The sequence below is a fragment of the Curtobacterium pusillum genome, from assembly GCF_007673235.1.
GTDB classification, from domain to species: Bacteria; Actinomycetota; Actinomycetes; order Actinomycetales; family Microbacteriaceae; genus Curtobacterium; species Curtobacterium pusillum_C.
In genome coordinates this window covers 783,871-801,149 of sequence record NZ_VDZH01000001.1, presented here as the reverse complement: position 1 = coordinate 801,149, position 17,279 = coordinate 783,871, and the positions used below count along the sequence as shown (strand labels likewise).

At 71.0% G+C, this 17,279-nt stretch carries 12 protein-coding genes and 1 pseudogene; all 13 read left to right on the top strand.

From position 1 onward, the window contains the following. The first annotated feature begins 142 nt into the window (after positions 1-142). The 13 genes and pseudogenes from FS532_RS03725 to holA all read left to right on the top strand — a co-directional run bounded on the left by FS532_RS03725 (position 143) and on the right by holA (position 17,243). On the top strand, positions 143-796 hold the full coding sequence (locus FS532_RS03725) for a TetR/AcrR family transcriptional regulator (RefSeq protein ID WP_186321894.1): 654 nt from the start codon (positions 143-145) through the stop codon (positions 794-796). A gap of 214 nt (positions 797-1,010) precedes the next feature. Next, positions 1,011-1,880, top strand: a complete 870-nt coding sequence (locus FS532_RS03720; RefSeq protein WP_144750383.1) for an ABC transporter ATP-binding protein — start codon at positions 1,011-1,013, stop codon at positions 1,878-1,880. Next, a complete protein-coding gene (locus FS532_RS03715) occupies positions 1,877-2,599 on the top strand; it encodes an ABC transporter permease (RefSeq protein ID WP_144750381.1) in 723 nt (240 codons plus the stop codon). Before FS532_RS03720 ends, FS532_RS03715 begins: the two co-directional genes overlap by 4 nt. After that, complete coding sequence (locus FS532_RS03710; protein ID WP_144750379.1) at positions 2,596-3,336, top strand: ABC transporter permease; 741 nt, start codon at positions 2,596-2,598, stop codon at positions 3,334-3,336. Before FS532_RS03715 ends, FS532_RS03710 begins: the two co-directional genes overlap by 4 nt. Then, complete coding sequence (locus tag FS532_RS03705) at positions 3,333-4,265, top strand: ABC transporter substrate-binding protein (RefSeq protein WP_260852538.1); 933 nt, start codon at positions 3,333-3,335, stop codon at positions 4,263-4,265. Before FS532_RS03710 ends, FS532_RS03705 begins: the two co-directional genes overlap by 4 nt. A gap of 271 nt (positions 4,266-4,536) precedes the next feature. After that, entirely contained in the window at positions 4,537-5,949 is a 1,413-nt protein-coding gene (locus tag FS532_RS03700; RefSeq protein WP_144750377.1) for a cytochrome ubiquinol oxidase subunit I, read from the top strand. Between the two features lies 1 nt (position 5,950). Further along, positions 5,951-6,955 carry a cytochrome d ubiquinol oxidase subunit II gene (gene cydB / locus FS532_RS03695; RefSeq protein WP_144750375.1) on the top strand — a complete coding sequence of 335 codons (1,005 nt, stop codon included), beginning with the start codon at positions 5,951-5,953 and terminating at the stop codon, positions 6,953-6,955. 9 nt (positions 6,956-6,964) lie between these two features. Beyond that, positions 6,965-8,614 carry a thiol reductant ABC exporter subunit CydD gene (gene cydD, locus FS532_RS03690; protein ID WP_144750373.1) on the top strand — a complete coding sequence of 550 codons (1,650 nt, stop codon included), beginning with the start codon at positions 6,965-6,967 and terminating at the stop codon, positions 8,612-8,614. Further along, complete coding sequence (gene cydC, locus FS532_RS03685) at positions 8,611-10,299, top strand: thiol reductant ABC exporter subunit CydC (protein ID WP_144750371.1); 1,689 nt, start codon at positions 8,611-8,613, stop codon at positions 10,297-10,299. Before cydD ends, cydC begins: the two co-directional genes overlap by 4 nt. Before the next feature lie 251 nt (positions 10,300-10,550). After that, entirely contained in the window at positions 10,551-13,091 is a 2,541-nt protein-coding gene (gene leuS, locus FS532_RS03680) for a leucine--tRNA ligase (RefSeq protein WP_186321893.1), read from the top strand. 103 nt (positions 13,092-13,194) lie between these two features. After that, positions 13,195-13,869, top strand: a complete 675-nt coding sequence (locus FS532_RS03675) for a ComEA family DNA-binding protein (protein ID WP_144750369.1) — start codon at positions 13,195-13,197, stop codon at positions 13,867-13,869. Between the two features lie 3 nt (positions 13,870-13,872). After that, positions 13,873-15,624, top strand: a pseudogene (locus FS532_RS19165) (ComEC/Rec2 family competence protein); the annotation flags it as partial. Positions 15,625-16,223: 599 nt separating this feature from the next. Next, a complete protein-coding gene (gene holA / locus FS532_RS03665) occupies positions 16,224-17,243 on the top strand; it encodes a DNA polymerase III subunit delta (RefSeq protein ID WP_144750367.1) in 1,020 nt (339 codons plus the stop codon). Positions 17,244-17,279 lie beyond the last annotated feature (36 nt).

The window sequence follows — 17,279 nt, the reverse complement described above, 5'->3', positions numbered from 1 at the left end:
CCCCATCATCCCACGCCGGACCTGGCACACCTACGACCTCGCAGGTGCTTTGGGAGAGTCGCAGCGATATTCCAGCCGGTCTCTGCGACAGTTGGGCAGTCACATCCCACATGACCGCGCTGTCGGCGCAAGAGGAGAACACGTGCTCGTCACCGAGGTATCGAACGCACTGCCGGGGGGATCATCACTGCTCAGGAACGAGCCGGTCCAAGCCCGCAGTTCGGCGCGCCTCGCCGGCCTCCTCGACGCCGCTGCCGCGGTCATCGACGAGATCGGTTTCGAGCGCCTGACCACGGCGATGGTCGCCGAGAGGGCCGGAGCGTCCATCGGCACCGTCTACCGCTACTTCCCCGACCGTATCGCGGTGGTCGAGGCACTCGCGATCCGCAGCACCCAGCGGCTCGCCGAGAAGTTCATCGTCGCCCTCGACTCGAGCGACGGCACGACCTGGCAGGACGCCTGCGACGCACTCATCGACGTCACCGCCGAGATGTACCGGACCGAGCCGGGCTTCCGGGCGATCCGGTTCGGTGACGCGGCCGACGTCGGTGCCGGAGCGGGCGACGCCGAGGACCGCATGGCAGCGCTGGGGAGCGCCGTCGCCCAGATCATGCACGAGCGTTTCGGGCTGCCGACCGGGGAGCGCATCGAGCGCACGTGGGTCGTCCTCGCCGAGTCGGCGCACGCCGTCCTGGCCCGGGCGCACCGCGATCCCGCGAACCCCGACACGGCCCTGGTCGAGGAGTACCGCACGATGAGCCGCACCCACCTCGAGACGGTGCTCGCCGCGTCCTGAGTCCCGACACGCCGGTCACCCATCCCGCGACGCCCGCGCTCCGAACTGGAGGCGCGGGCGTCGTCGTGCGTCCGGCCGGCGGTCGCGCAGTCGGCCGCCCCACCGCGTCATCCGGCTGTCCGGGACACGTCACGGAGCGTCACCGCCGAACCGTTGTCGCACCCGACGGGTACTCTCACTCGGAGTCGGGCTACCTCCGAACAGAAGGGCACCCATGATCGAGTTCCGCTCGGTGCGCAAGACCTACCCGGACGGCACCAACGCGGTCGACGACTTCAGTCTCGTCATCCCCTCGCGGACCACCACGGTCTTCGTCGGGTCGAGCGGCTGCGGCAAGACCACGCTCCTCCGGATGATCAACCGGATGGTGGACCCCAGCGCGGGCGCCGTCGAGATCGACGGCGAGGACGTCGCCGCCGTCGACCCCGTGCAGCTCCGCCGCCGCATCGGCTACGTGATGCAGAACGCCGGACTGCTGCCGCACCGCAAGGTCGTCGACAACATCGCCACGGTGCCGCTGCTGACCGGCGTCTCCAAGGCCGAGGCGCGCGAGCGTGCCCTCGAGCTCATGGACACCGTCGGGCTGGACCGCGCCTTCGCGAACCGGTACCCCTCGCAGCTCTCCGGCGGACAGCAGCAGCGCGTCGGCGTCGCCCGCGGTCTCGCCGTCGACCCGAACGTGCTGCTGATGGACGAGCCGTTCGGCGCCGTCGACCCGCTCGTGCGCAACGACCTGCAGGACGAGCTCATCCGCCTGCAGCGCGAGCTCGGCAAGACCGTGGTCTTCGTGACGCACGACATCGACGAGGCCTTCAAGCTCGGCGACCAGGTCGTCATCCTCAAGAAGGGCGGCGAGATCGCGCAGCTGGGCACCCCGGCGGAGATCCTCGCCGAGCCCGCCGACGAGTTCGTCGCGAACTTCATCGGTGCGGGCCGCGGCCGTCGTGCGCTCCGGGTCGAGCAGACCCCGACCGGCCCGATCGTCGTCGACGGCGAGGGCCGCGCGGCCGGTGTGCTCACCGGCCCGGTCCAGGTGGTCGACGCCGCCGAGGCCGTGCCGCAGGACCGGCGGGGCGACGCGTGAACTGGGTCCTCGGCAACACGGACACGATCAGCGACAACCTGATCGCGCACGTCTGGCTGTCGATCCCGCCGATCGTGATCAGCTTCCTGCTGTCGGTGCCGATCGGACTCCTCGTGTCGCGTCTTCGGAAGCGCAACGGGGTCGCGCGGGGCACGGCCTCGACGATCGTCGTCGTCGCGAGCCTGCTGTACACGATCCCGGCGCTGCCGTTGTTCCTCGTGCTGCCCGCCATCATCGGCACGAGCACCCTCGACCCGGTGAACGTCGTCATCGCGATGACCATCTTCGGCGTCGCGCTGATGGCACGATCCGCGGCCGACGCCATCGACGCGGTCGACCAGGACGTCGTCGGTGCGTCCGAGGCGCTCGGCTACTCGCCGGCGCAGCGGTTCTTCAAGGTGGAGCTGCCCCTCGCCGGGCCCGTCCTGCTGGCCGGCATCCGTGTGGTGTCCGTCTCCACGATCAGCCTCGTGACGGTCGGTGCGCTCATCGGTGTCCCGAACCTCGGCTTCCTGCTCACGGACGGCCTGAAGCGCGGCATCAGCGCGGAGATCCTCACCGGCATCGTCCTGACCATCGTGCTCGCGCTCGTCATCGACCTGCTGCTCGTCGCGCTCGGTCGGCTCGTGATGCCGTGGACGCGGGGGACCGGGCGCACCGCCCGGGCCGTCCGCCGCCGCGCCGCCGACGACGTCCGTGCGAACGAGGTGTCCGCATGAACCTCTTCGCACAGGGCTTCGCCTGGATCTTCGACCCGGCCAACAACGTCGGCAGCAACGCCATCGGCGTCCGGCTCTGGGAGCACGTCTGGATCACGCTGCTGGCCGTGGCCATCGCCGTCGTGATCGCCGTCCCGATCGGACTGCTCATCGGGCACACCGGCAAGGGGCGCTCGATCGCGGTCGGGGTGTCCGGTGGCATCCGCGCGCTGCCCACCCTCGGTCTCCTCACGCTGCTCGCACTGGCGATCGGTCTCGGGCTCGGCGCACCGCTCATCTCGCTCGTCGTCCTCGCGATCCCGTCGGTCCTGGCGGGCTCGTACTCGGGCGTCGAGGCGATCGACCGTGTCATCGTCGACGCCGCCAAGGCGCAGGGCATGACGGGGTGGCAGATCCTCCGCAAGGTCGAGATCCCCCTGGCGCTCCCGCTCATCGTCGGCGGCATCCGGGCGGCCGTGCTCCAGGTCGTCGCCACCGCGACCCTCGTCGGCTACATCAACGCCGGAGGCCTCGGCGGCTACGCCTTCTCCGGCATCGCCAATTCGGACTACGCAGAGGTGCTGGGCGGTTCCATCCTGGTGATCGCCCTCGCCATCGCGTTCGAGATCGTCTTCGCCGCACTGCAGCGGCTCGCCGTCCCAGCAGGGGTCTCCCTCGGGTCGGCGCGTCAGTCGCGTCGGAGCACCCGCAGCTCAGCACCACGAGCATCAACCCCTGTGGAAGGAACCCACCCGTGATCACAGCTACGACCCGGCGCCTCGCCGCGACGATCGCCGTCGCATCGGCGGCCGCCATCGCCCTGGCGGGCTGCTCCTCGAGCGACCCGCTCTCCTCCGGCTCCGGCGGGGACTCGAAGACCATCGTCGTGGGTTCGCAGGCGTACCCGTCGAACGAGATCATCGCCGAGCTCTACGCGCAGGTGCTCGAGCACGAGGGCTTCACCGTCACGAAGAAGCTCAACATCGGTCAGCGCAAGGCGTACTGGCCCGAGGTCGCGAAGGGGAGCATCAACGTCTTCCCGGAGTACAACGGCAACCTGCTGAACTACCTCCTGCAGGAGGACGGCAAGGACACCACGACCGAGACCACGACGGACGGCATCAACTCGGCGCTGAAGTCGGCGCTGCCGTCGGACGTCAAGGCGCTCCCCTCGGCCGACGCCTCCGACGCGGACACCTACACGGTGACCCAGGAGCTGGCGGACAAGTACGACCTGAAGTCGATCGCCGACCTGTCCAAGATCGGCGGCACCATCTCGATCGCCGCCAACCCGGAGTTCGCGACGGCCGCCTACGGTCCGACCGGTCTCAAGGCGAAGTACGGCATCACCGGTGAGGTCAACCAGCAGAACGACTCCGGTGGCCCGCTGACGATCAAGGCGATCCAGGACGGTGACTCGCAGGTCGCGGACATCTACTCCGCCAGCGCCTCGATCAAGACCGAGAAGCTCGTCACGCTCGAGGACCCGAAGCACCTCGTGCCGGCGAACAACGTCACGCCGATCGTCTCGAAGGACCTCGACTCGAAGGCCGCCGACGCGATCGCGAAGGTGAACAAGCTCCTGACGACCGACGCCCTCATCGAGCTGAACCGTCAGAACTCGGTCGACCAGAAGTCGGCGGCTTCGGTCGCCAAGGCGTTCCTGCAGGACAACGACCTGCTGTAACGACCCGCTGCAGTAAAACGACAGGTGTCGGGCAATTGCCCGGCACCTGTCGTCGTACGTGGAGTGGACAGGCGGCACGATCGTGCCGCACGGTTGTGCCGTGCAGTACCCCTGCACGTTCGTGCAGCGGCCAGTTCTACAAATTGTCGAATCGGGTGTCCGCGCGGTAACGTGTTCGTGTCCCAATGGTTGTGACAGCAGAAGTTCCCCCTTCACAGGAAGCAACTGACGTGCACCAACAGCTCTCGGCGAACCGGCACGGACACGCCGTATGAACGACATCCTCGACCCGCTGATCCTGTCGCGGTGGCAGTTCGGTCTGACGACGATCTACCACTTCCTCTTCGTCCCGCTGACGATCGGCATGGCCGTCGTCGTGGCCGTGTTCCAGACGGCCTGGTACCGGACGGGGCGCGCGCACTACCTCCAGCTGACCCGGTTCTTCGGACGCATCTTCCTCATCAACTTCGCGATGGGGGTCGTCACCGGGATCGTGCAGGAGTTCCAGTTCGGCATGAACTGGTCGAACTACTCCCGCTTCGTCGGTGACGTGTTCGGCGCCCCGCTTGCGCTCGAGGGCATCCTGGCCTTCTTCTTCGAGGCGGCGTTCATCGGGATCTGGATCTTCGGGTGGGACCGCCTGCCGAAGGGCCTGCACCTCGCGAGCATCTGGTGCGTCAGCGCCGGCACGATCATGTCGGCGTACTTCATCATCGCCGCGAACGCGTTCATGCAGCACCCGGTGGGCTTCGCCCTGAACGAGGCCAAGGGGCGCGCCGAGCTCACGGACATCTGGGCCGTGCTCGGCAACAAGGTCGCGCTGGCGGCGTTCCCGCACACCCTGTTCGCCTGCTTCATGGTCGCGGCCGCCGTCATCATCTCGGTCGCCGCCTACCACCTGGCGCGCAACCAGAACCTCGAGACGATGATGCCGGCGCTGAAGTTCGGCATGTGGACGATGCTCGCGGCGGGGGCGCTCACGGTGCTCACCGGCGACCAGCTCGGCCTCACCATGGTGGACACGCAGCCCATGAAGATGGCCGCGGCCGAGGCGCTGTACAACACCGCCACCGGCAAGGACGCCTCGTTCTCGATCTTCACGCTCGGCACCCCCGACGGCGTCCACGAGCTGTTCTCGATCCGGGTGCCGTACCTGCTCTCGTTCCTGTCGACGCACACTTTCAACGGGACTGTCGAGGGCATCAACGACCTGCAGGCCCAGTACTCGCAGGTCTACGGCCCCGGGGACTACAAGCCGATCATCTGGGTGACCTACTGGTCGTTCCGCTGGATGATCGCCCTCGGCGTCGGCGCGGTGCTGGTGTCCCTCGTCGGGCTCTGGCTGACCCGCAAGGGCCGGTTCCCGACCAAGCGGTGGATCTGGCGCGTCGCAACCTGGACGGTCCCGCTGCCGATGGCCGCGATGATCGTCGGCTGGATCTTCACCGAGATGGGCCGTCAACCGTGGCTCGTGTTCGGGTTGCTCAAGACGAGCGACGGCGTCTCGCCGAACGTCACCGGGATCGAGGTCCTCATCTCGCTGGTGGTGTTCACCCTGATCTACGGCAGCCTGGCGGTCGTCGAGTTCCGGCTGATCAAGAAGGTGGCGCAGGAGGGCCCCGCCGCCCCGGCGGAGGTCGACGAGGAGACCGGCGAGGTCAAGCACGAAGTGACGGTGTACTGAGATGGACCTGCCCGTTCTCTGGTTCGCGATCGTCGGCGTCTTCTTCGTCGGCTACTTCGTCCTCGACGGCTTCGACTTCGGTGTCGGCATGTCCCTGCCCTTCCTCGGCAAGGACGACACCGACCGCCGTGTGCTCATCAACACGATCGGCCCCGTGTGGGACCTCAACGAGACCTGGGTCATCGTCGCGGGCGCCTGCCTGTTCGCGGCCTTCCCGGAGTGGTACGCCACGATGTTCTCCGGGTTCTACCTGGCGCTGCTGCTCATCCTCGCGGCGCTCATCGCCCGCGGTGTCTCGTTCGAGTACCGGCACCAGAACAAGCACCTGGAGTGGAAGCGTCGCTTCGACCTGATGATCATCGTCGGCAGCGCAGTGCCGTCGTTCCTCTGGGGCGTCGCGTTCGGCAACGTCGTGCGGGGCATCCCGATGGACTCCGGGCACAACTACACCGGCACGCTGTTCGACCTGCTGAACCCGTTCGCACTGCTCGCCGGTCTCGCGACGCTGCTCGTGTTCTTCACGCACGGCGTGGTGTTCGTCGCGCTGAAGACCGAGGGCGACATCCGGGTCCGTGCGAAGCGCCTCGCGACCCGTGCCGGCATCGTGACGATCGTCGTCGGTGCCGCGTTCCTGGTGTGGATGGCGTTCGTCCGGGCCACGCCGACGTCGCTGGTCCTGTCCGTGGTCGCCGCGCTCGCCCTCGTCCTCGCGGTGCTCTGCAACGCCTGGGGCAAGGAGGGACGGGCCTTCACGCTCATGGCCGTCACGATCGCCGCGATCGTCCTGGCGATGTTCACGGCGATCTTCCCGGACGTCATGCCCGCGACGAACGACCCGGCGAACAGCCTGAACGTGTACAACGCGTCGAGCGGTTCGTACACGCTCGGGGTGATGAGCTGGGTGGCGTTGATCTTCGTCCCCCTCGTGTTCGCCTACCAGGCCTGGACGTACTGGATCTTCCGCAAGCGCGTCTCGCGGGCCCAGGTCACCCAGGCCGCGCACTAGGCGGCGACGGTGAAGCCGCTCGATCCGCGTCTCCTGCGGCTGTCGCGGACGGCACGCGGCTTCATCGTCGCGGCCGCCGGCACCGGCGTCCTCCGCACGCTCGCGACCATCGCGATCGCGTGGGGGATCGCCGCCGCCGTGACCCTCGGGGTGGACGCCGTCCACGACGGCAGCGTCCCGGCCGCGTTCACCCCGGCGCTCGCGCTCCTCGGCGGCGCGTTCGTCGTGCGCGCCGTCGCCGCGTGGGCGACGGACGACCTCGCCGCGCGGGCCGCGGTGAAGGTGAAGAGCGAGCTGCGGGCGACCGTGCTCGCGCGGGCCGCCGAGCGCGGGCCGTCGTGGCTCGCCGACCGCTCGAGCGCCGGCTTCGCCACGACGCTCGGCCCGGGGCTCGACGCGCTCGACGCCTACTTCGGCCGGTACCTGCCGCAGCTCGCCCTCACCGCCATCGCGACGCCGATGCTCCTCGTCGCGATCGGCCTCGGTGACTTGACGAGCGGGATCGTCATCCTGTGCGCACTGCCGGTGATCCCGGTCTTCATGATCCTGATCGGGCTCGCCACCCAGGCGCTCCAGCGGAAGCAGTCGGACGCCCTCGCGAAGCTCGGCGGCGCCTTCACCGAGGCGGTCGAGGGGCTCGCCACGCTGAAGGTCTTCGGCCGTGCGCGTCGGCAGGTCGGCCGGATCGGGGCGGTCACCGACGAGTACCGGAAGGGCACGCTCGGGGTGCTCCGCCTGTCGTTCGTGAGCGGCTTCGCCCTCGAACTCGCGGCGAGCCTGTCCGTGGCGCTGGTCGCGGTGTCGATCGGGATCCGCCTGGTCGACGGCTCGCTCGGCCTCGGCGCCGCGATGTTCGTGCTCGTCCTCGCCCCGGAGGCCTTCGCCCCGATCCGGCAGGTCGGCGCGGACTTCCACGCCGCCCAGGACGGCGTCGAGGCATCGACCGCCGTGCTCGACGTCCTCGACGACACCACGCCGGCCCCGGCACGACCGGCGCCGGCACCGGCCTCGACGGACCTGGTGCTCCAGGGGCTGACGGTGCGTCGGCCGGACGTCGTCATCGGGCCGCTCGACCTCCGCGCCGGCCCCGGGACGATCGTCGTCCTCGCTGGTCCGAGCGGATCCGGCAAGTCCAGCCTGATCGCCGCGATCCGCGGGGTCCTGGCGCACGACGGCACCGTCACGGCGCCCGGCCCCGCCGGCAGCACGCCCGCCGAGCGGACCACCTGGGCCGACCAGCGCCCCCGTCTCGTGCGCGGCACGATCGCCGAGAACGTCGCGCTCAGCGCGACCCCCGACGACACCGACGTGCGGACCGCGCTCGGTGCTGCGGGGCTGGGACTCGACCCGGGCCTCCAGGTCGGATCCGGCGGCAGCGGCCTGTCCGGCGGCCAGGCGCAGCGCGTCGCGGTCGCGCGCGCCCTCCACCGCGTCCAGCGGGAGGCGACCCCGTTGGTCCTGCTCGACGAGCCGACCTCGGCGCTCGACGCCGACGCCGAGGCCCACGTCGTCGCCACGCTCCGCCGGCTCGCCGCGGACGGCGCGGTCGTCGTGGTCGCGAGCCACCGCCCCGCGGTCGTCGCCGCCGGCGACGTCCGGGTCGACGTGCGATCCGGTGGATCCGTGACGGTCACCCAGACGAGCGGAGCGCGGGCATGAGCCGGGAGGCACGACACGACTCGGTCCTGCGACTCGCCATGCCGCACGGGGCCGGTTGGGGCAGGGCCGTGGCGGCCGGCGCGCTCAGTGCGGTCTGCGCGGTCGCGCTGCTCGCCGCGAGCGGCTACCTCATCACGCGCGCGGCGGAGCACCCGCCGATCCTGTACCTGACGCTCGTGATGGTCGGCGTGCGGGCGTTCGCGCTCGGGCGGGCGGCCCTGCGCTACGTCGACCGGCTCGCCGGGCACGACGCGTCGTTCCGGCAGCTCGCCGTCGTCCGGACGGAGATGTACCGGCGGCTGTCGTCGGTCGCTCCGGCCGGGCTCGGGTCCACCGGTCGCGGAGACCTGCTGACCCGGCTCGTGACCGACACCGACCGGCTGCAGGACCTGCCGATCCGGGTGGTCGGCCCGCTCGTGTCCGCCGGCATCGTCGCGGTGCTGTCCGTCGTGGCGGTCGCCCTGGTGTCGGTGCCCGCGGCGGTCGTGCTGCTGCTCGCCCTCGCCGTGGCCGCCCTGCTCGGATCGGTCGTCACGCTGTCCATCGCGAAGCGCTCCGACGAGCAGACCGCCGCCGAGCGCGGACGCGTCGCGGACCTCGTGCTCGACACCGTGCGGACGCTCGACGTCTTCGCGGCGTACGGCACGCTCGACGAACGGCTCGCCCACATCGCCCGGCTCGACGCCCGGGTGACCGCCGCCGTCCGCCGCCGCGGCACCGTCGAGTCGCTCGTCGGTGCGCTCGTCGGGCTCGTCGGCGGCGGTGCGGTCATCGGGATCCTCGCCGTCGGCGCACCCGCGGTCGTGTCGGGGGCGCTCGACGGGCCGCTCTGGGCGCTCGCAGTGTTCGTGCCGCTCGCCCTGTTCGAGGTCGTCGGCGGCGTCCCGCTCGCGGTCCTGACGCTCCGGCGCGTGCGCGCGGCGGCCGACCGGGTCGAGCGGGTCGTCCCGGCGGACGTCCCCGACGGCATCGTGCCGGAACCGGCGGACGACGCCGATCCCGACGCGCTCGTGGTGGACGGGCCCGTCGCGGTGTCCCTGCGCGACGTCTCGGTGCGCTGGCCGGGAGCGACGACGGACGCCGTCGCCGGGGTCTCGCTCGACCTCCGGCCCGGCGAGGTGGTCGTGCTCGAAGGGCCGAGCGGCGCCGGCAAGTCGACCCTCGTGGACGCCCTGGTCCGGTTCGTGGACCACCGCGGCTCGTACACGCTCGACGGGGTCGAGGCGAAGGACATGCACCCCGACGCCGTCCGGGCGCGGATCGGCCTCATCGAGCAGGATCCGTTCGTGTTCGACCAGTCCGTGCGGCAGAACCTGCTCTTCGCCCGCGAGACCGCGACCGACGACGACCTGCTCGCGGTGCTCGACCGGGTCGGCCTCGGTGCGTGGGTCGAAGGCCGCGGCGGACTCGACGCGGGCGTGGGGGAGCGCGGCGTCCTGGTGTCCGGCGGCCAGGCGCACCGGCTCGCCCTCGCGCGGGCGCTGCTGCACGCGTTCCCGGTGCTCGTGCTCGACGAACCGACGGCCGACATCGACCCCGACCTCGGCGACGCCGTGCTCCGCGACCTCGTCGGAGCAGCGCGTCAGGACGGACGCACGGTCGTCATCGTGTCGCACGTCCCGGTCGCCGCGGACCTCGTCGACCGGACCGTGCGGATGCGCGAGGGGCGGCTCGTGACCGCCTGACCAGGCGGGCCGACGCGTGCGCGTGGGGGCGTGCGCCGGCCGAGTCTCGGTGTGCACGACACATCGTGCGCTGTGGGACGCGAGACGTGTCGCGCAGGGCGAGTCTCGTCGTGCGCGCGAGGGGGACCCGGCCACCCGCGGGACGCACGGCGCGCGGACGGCGCTGGACGTGCCTCCAGGCCCGGTAATCTTGGACACCGGAACGCGCCCGACGGGCGTGAGCCGTGCCTCCCAGACCGATTGAGAGTTCCGTGACCACCGAGCAGACCGTCGACGACCCGAACGCCTACGACTTCCGTCGTCTCCAGGAGAAGTGGCAGCCCCGCTGGGAGGAGCTCGGCCTCTTCACCACGGACCTCGACGACACGCGTCCGCGGAAGTACATCCTCGAGATGTTCCCGTACCCGTCCGGTGACCTGCACATGGGCCACGCCGAGAACTGGGCGCTCGGCGACTTCGTGGCGCGGTACTGGCGGCAGCAGGGCTTCAACGTGCTGCACCCGATCGGCTGGGACTCGTTCGGTCTGCCCGCCGAGAACGCGGCGATCAAGCGCGGGGTGGACCCGAAGGACTGGACCTACGCGAACATCGAGCAGCAGAAGGCGTCCTTCAAGCGCTACGCGCCGTCGTTCGACTGGACCACCGAGATCCACACCTCGGACCCCGAGTACTACAAGTGGAACCAGTGGCTGTTCCTCAAGATGTACGAGAAGGGCCTGGCGTACCGGAAGGACAGCTGGGTCAACTGGGACCCGGTGGACCAGACCGTGCTCGCCAACGAGCAGGTGCTGCCCGACGGCACCTCGGACCGCTCCGGTGCCGTTGTCGTCAAGAAGAAGCTGACGCAGTGGTACTTCAAGATCACCGAGTACGCCGACCGGCTGCTCGACGACCTCAACCAGCTCGAGGGTCGGTGGCCGGCGAAGGTCATCGCGCAGCAGCGCAACTGGATCGGCCGTTCCGTCGGCGCCGACGTCGACTTCGTGATCGAGGGCCGCGACGAGCCCGTCACGGTGTTCACCACGCGTCCGGACACGATCCACGGGGTGACGTTCCTCGTGGTGGCGCCGGACTCCGACCTGGCGGCTTCGCTGGTCGCATCTGCTGAGCCGTCGGTGCGCGCCGACTTCGACGCCTACCTCGTCGCCACCCAGAAGACGTCCGAGATCGACCGGCAGAACGCCGACCGCCCGAAGACGGGTGTGCCGCTCGGCCGCTTCGCGATCCACCCGCTGACCGGGGAGCGTCTGCCGATCTGGGCCGCCGACTACGTGCTCGCCGACTACGGGCACGGCGCGGTCATGGCCGTCCCGGCGCACGACCAGCGCGACCTCGACTTCGCGCGGGCGTTCGACCTGCCCGTCCGTGTCGTGGTGGACACCAACGCAGCGGTGACCGGGGCGATCCCGGTGATCACGCCGGACACGGAACTGCCCGACCTGAACCCGGCCGCCACCGGCGATGCGCTCACCGGCCAGGGACGGATGATCAACTCCGGGCCGCTCGACGGCATGTCGAAGCAGCACGCCATCAGCGCTGCGATCCGCCTGCTCGAGGAGCGCGGCACCGGCCGTGCCGCGAAGACCTACCGCCTGCGCGACTGGCTCATCTCGCGCCAGCGCTTCTGGGGGACCCCGATCCCGATCATCCACGGCGCCGACGGCACCGAGCACCCGGTCCCGCTCGACCAGCTGCCCGTTCGCCTGCCCGACACCGAGGGGCTCGACCTCAAGCCCAAGGGCACCTCGCCGCTGGGCGGGGCGACCGACTGGGTGAACGTGCCGAACCCCGTCGACGGCACCCCGGCGCTCCGGGACACCGACACGATGGACACGTTCGTCGACTCGTCGTGGTACTTCCTGCGCTTCCTCGCCGCCAACGACGACACGCAGGCGTTCGACCCCGCCGTCGCGCGCAAGTGGGCCCCGGTCGACCAGTACATCGGTGGTATCGAGCACGCCATCCTGCACCTGCTGTACGCCCGCTTCGTCACGAAGGTCCTGTTCGACCTCGGCTACCTCGACTTCACCGAGCCCTTCTCGGCGCTGCTCAACCAGGGCATGGTGCTTTCCGGCGGCTCGAAGATGTCGAAGTCGAAGGGCGGTGTCTCGCTCGGTGACGAACTCGACGCGAACGGTGTCGACGCGATCCGCCTGGTGATGGGCTTCGCCGGTCCGCCGGAGGACGACATCAACTGGGAGGACGTCTCCCCGTCCGCCTCGGCCCGGTTCCTGGCGCGTGCGTACCGGCTGGCGCTCGACGTCACGTCTGCTCCGGACGTGGTGTGGGCGGACGGCGACCGTGCCCTGCGCCAGGTCACCCACCGATTCCTGGCCGATGCGCCGGGGATGATGGAGTCGTTCAAGTTCAACGTCGTGATCGCGCGGCTCATGGACCTGGTGAACGTCACCCGCAAGGCGATCGACAACGGCCCCGGCGCCGGCGACCCCGCCGTGCGCGAGGCCGTCGAGACCATCGCCCTCGGCCTCAGCGTGTTCGCGCCGTACACCGGCGAGGAGATGTGGGAGAAGCTGGGCTACGAGGCCACCGTCGCCACGTACGGCTGGCGGAAGGCCGATCCGACGCTGCTCGTGCAGGAGACCCTCACGGCGGTCGTGCAGGTCAACGGGAAGGTGCGGGACTCGTTCGAGGTGTCGAAGTCGATCGAGCCCGACGAGCTCGAGTCGCTGGCCCGGTCGTCGGCGAACGTGCAGCGGTACATCGGTGACCGGGAGATCGTGAAGGTGATCGTCCGGGCGCCGAAGCTCGTGAACATCGCGATCAAGGGGTAGGCCTCTCCTCCTCCATTCCTCCACAGGCGTGCCGCAGCAGCGGTCCTCCACCAGTGTTCGTCGCGGAGCCCGGCCGGTCGGCCGGGCTCCGTAGCGTTCCGGCATGACTTCTGGGTCTGGGTCCGGATCACGGTTCGCTGCGTTGGCGCTCTCGCCGCGGGCGGCGGTGGTGCTGGCTGCGGTGGTGGTCGTGGCGGCGCTCGTGGTCGTGCTGCTCGGGTCGCGGTCCGGGATCGGGGCAGACGGGGCGACCGTCAGTGTCACGGGTGGTCCGTCCGCGGTCGTCGCGACACCGTCCGCGTCGTCGACGCCCGCGGGGGTGGTCGTCGTGCACGTGGTCGGGGCGGTGCAGCGGGCAGGGGTCGTCTCGCTCGGAGCCGGCAGCCGGGTGTCGGTCGCGATCGACCGGGCGGGCGGAGCGACGCCGGACGCCGACCTGGCGCGGCTGAACCTCGCCCGGGTGGTGGTCGACGGGGAGCGGCTGTACGTGCCGAAGGTGGGGGAGACGGAGGTCCCGGCGGCGCTCGGTGATGGTGCTGCTGTTGCCGGTCCGGGCGGAGCGGAGAGCGGATCGGACGGTGGCGACGCGATCGTGGACCTCAACTCCGCCGACCAGGCAGCACTCGAGACGCTGCCCGGGATCGGGCCGTCGCTGGCTGGACGGATCCTGGCATGGCGGGAGGAGCACGGGCGGTTCGGTTCCGTGGAGGACCTGCTCGACGTGAGCGGCATCGGGGACGGGCGGCTCGCCGATCTCCGAGACCGCGTGCGGGTGTGATCCGTGGACCTCGCGCCGGGCTTGACCGACGTCCGGGTCGCGGTGCCGGTCGCGGCGGCCTGGGTGTGCGCGGCGCTGCTCGTCGGCGTGCCCGGCGTCGCCGTGTGGGTCGTGGTGTCTGCGGTGGTCGTGACGGGTGTGAGCATCGTCCTGCTCGTCCGCTGCAGTGGGCTCCGAGTGCTGCTCGGTCTGGTCCTGACGACGTCGGCACTGTGCGGGCTGCTCGCCGTCGCCGTGGTCGTCGGGGACAGCAGACGGAACCCGTCAGCGCTGGACGAGCGCGGATCGCGCGCGGTGTCGGTGACGATCGTCCTCGGCAGGGACCTCGTCGAGGGCGACCGGTCCGTGGTCGGGACCCTCGAGCGTGCCGGCGACGTGGACGGGTTGCGAGTGCCCGTCCGGCTGGTCCCGGCCGCTGTCGGCGGTGGCACGGTGCCTGCTGGATCGACGGTGCAGGGCTCGGCCACCCTGCAGCCCGACGAACCGGGGAGCGCGACGTCGTTCGTGGCGTTCGTCCGCGGAACGACCGTCGATGTCCCGCCGACCGGACTGCTCGCGCTCACCGATCGGGCGCGCCAGGCGTTCGTCGCGGTGACACAGGGGCTCCCGGAGCCCGGCGGTTCGCTGTTGCGGGGTCTGGCGATCGGCGATCGGAGCGGGCTGGACGCTGAGACCGAGGCGGCGATGGAGACCTCGGCACTGACGCACCTCACCGCGGTGTCCGGCGCGAACTGCGCGGTGATCGTCGGGCTGGTGGTCGTCTGCGGGCGGGCCCTGGGACTGCCACGGATAGTCCGTGCCGGCGTGGCGATCGTGCTCCTGCTCGCGTTCGTGGTGCTGGTCCGGCCCGACCCCTCGATCGTCCGTGCAACGGTGATGGCCGTCGTGGTGCTCGTCGTCCACCTGGCGGGTCGGCCGGTCCGGGGCGTCCCCCTGATCGGCCTCGCCGCGATCGGGATGCTCGTGGTCGACCCCTGGTACTCGAGGTCGTTCGCGTTCGCCCTGTCCGTGCTCGCCACGAGCGGGATCGTGGTCCTCGGGCCGCCGCTCACGACGCTGTTCGCGAGGCGCTTGTGGACGCCGCTCGCTGCGGTGCTCGCGGTCCCGGTCGCCGCGCAGCTCGCGTGCTGGCCGGTGACGATCCCGCTGTCCGCGGCGTTGCCGACCTACGCGGTCCCGGCGAACCTGCTCACCGAGCCGCTCGCCCCGATCGTGACGGTGGTCGGACTCGCGGCGTGTCTGACGGCACCGATCTGGCCGTGGGGTGCGTCGGTGCTGGCGGGGGTGGCCTGGGTACCGGCGACGGCGATCGGTGGCGTGGCGCACGGCGCGGCGGCGCTCCCGGTCGCTTCGGCGCCGTGGCCGGGTGGTGTGGGCGGGGTCCTCGCCGCAGGCCTCGTGAGTGCGAGCGTCGCCGTGGCGGTCCTCGTGCCGCGGCCGGCCCGGTTCCGCCTGCTGTTGCTCGCCGGGGTCCTCGTGCTGATCGGGATCGTGGTCGTCGCCGTGCCACGGCTCGTCGTCCGGGCAGGACTCCCCGACGACTGGGCGGTCGCGGCCTGCGACGTCGGGCAGGGTGATGCGGTGCTGCTCCGCGGGGCCGGCCCGGGCGTCGCTCTCGTGGACACCGGCGACGACCCCGAGCGGCTCGGAGCGTGTCTCGACCTGCTCGGCATCGGGCGGATCGACCTGCTCGTCCTGACCCACTTCGATCGCGACCACGTCGGCGCGGTCGGAGCCGTGGCGGACCGCGTGACGACGGCGCTCGTCGGACCGGTCGGACGGCGTGAGGACGAACGCGTGGTCCGGTCACTGCAGCGCGCGGGCGTCGACGTCCGGCAGGCCGACGATTCGACCTCCGGGGCGTTGGACGGCCTGCGCTGGTGGGTGCTCTGGCCGCGTTCCGGTTCGCGGGACGCCGGCAACGACGCCAGTCTCGTCCTCCGGACCTCGCCGGGCGACGAGTGCACCTCGTGTGTGTCGAGTCTGCTCCTCGGCGACCTGGGTGAGTCCGCCCAACGACGCGCCCGTGCCGCCGTGGTCGGTGCGGTTGCCGGTTCCAGCGGGGCTGCCGGCGCCGGCTCGGTCGACGTCGTGAAGGTCGCGCACCACGGGTCCGCCGACCAGGACCCGGTGCTCTACCGGGAGGTCGCCGCATCCGTCGGGTTGATCGGTGTCGGCGCCGACAACACCTACGGGCACCCGACCCGTTCGGCGCTGACCATGCTCGCGGATGCGGGAACCGCCGCCTACCGCACCGACGAGCACGGCACGGTCGTCGTGGGGCGTGACGACGACGGCGCCCTGCGGCTGTGGACGGAGCCGTCGGGGTCGGCGGTCGCCCGTAGGATCGAGGCATGGCCGCCAAGAAACCCGTCCGCGCTGCCGCGAAGATCGACCAGGTGCCGTGGTCGGGGATCCGCCCGGCACCCGTGGTGCTCGTCACCGGGCCCGAGACGTTCCTGGCCGAGCGGGCGAGCAGCGTGCTCCGCGACCTGCTGGTGGGGGAAGACCCGGCGCTCGAGGTGCACGACCTCGAAGCCGACCAGTACGCACCCGGGCTGCTGGCGACGCTCGCGAGCCCCTCGCTGTTCGGTGAGCCCCGGCTCGTCCGGGTCACCAACGTCGAGAAGTGCACCGACGCGTTCATCACCGAGACCATCTCCTACCTCGGTGCACCGGCCGACGACGTCACCCTCGTGCTCCGCCACGGCGGGGGAGTCCGGGGCAAGAAGCTCCTCGACACGATCCGCAGCGGCGTCGGCGGCGGGATCGAGGTGCAGTGCGACGAACTCAAGCGCGAGACCGACCGGATCGACTTCGTCCAGGCCGAGTTCCGGGCGGCCCGTCGGAAGATCGCGCCCTCGGCGGTGCGGACCCTCGTCGCGGCGTTCGCGGACGACCTGGCCGAGCTCGCGGCGGCGTGCCGGCAGCTCCTGGCCGACGAGGCCGAGGAGATCACGGACAAGGTCGTCGACAAGTACTACGGCGGACGCGTCGAGACGAACGCCTTCAAGGTGGCGGACATCGCGCTCGCGGGTCGATCGGCACCCGCCATCGTCGAGCTGCGACACGCCCTGTCGACGGGCGAGGCACCGGTGCCGATCGTCGCCGCGTTCGCGAGCAAGATCCGCACGATGGCGAAGGTCAGCGCCTTCCGGGGGCCGAGTGGCCAGGCTGCCTCGGCGCTCGGCATGGCGCCGTGGCAGGTCCAGCGGGCACAGCGTGACGTCGCCGGGTGGAGCGAGGCCGGGTTGGCCAACGCGATCACCAGCATCGCCGAGGCGGACACCGCGGTGAAGGGTGGCTCGCGGGACGCGCACTACGCGCTCGAGGTCATGGTCCGGACGATCGCCCGGCGCGGCGAGGCCCGCTGACGCGTCCGTCGGGGCCCTCGTGGCGGGTCTGACCAC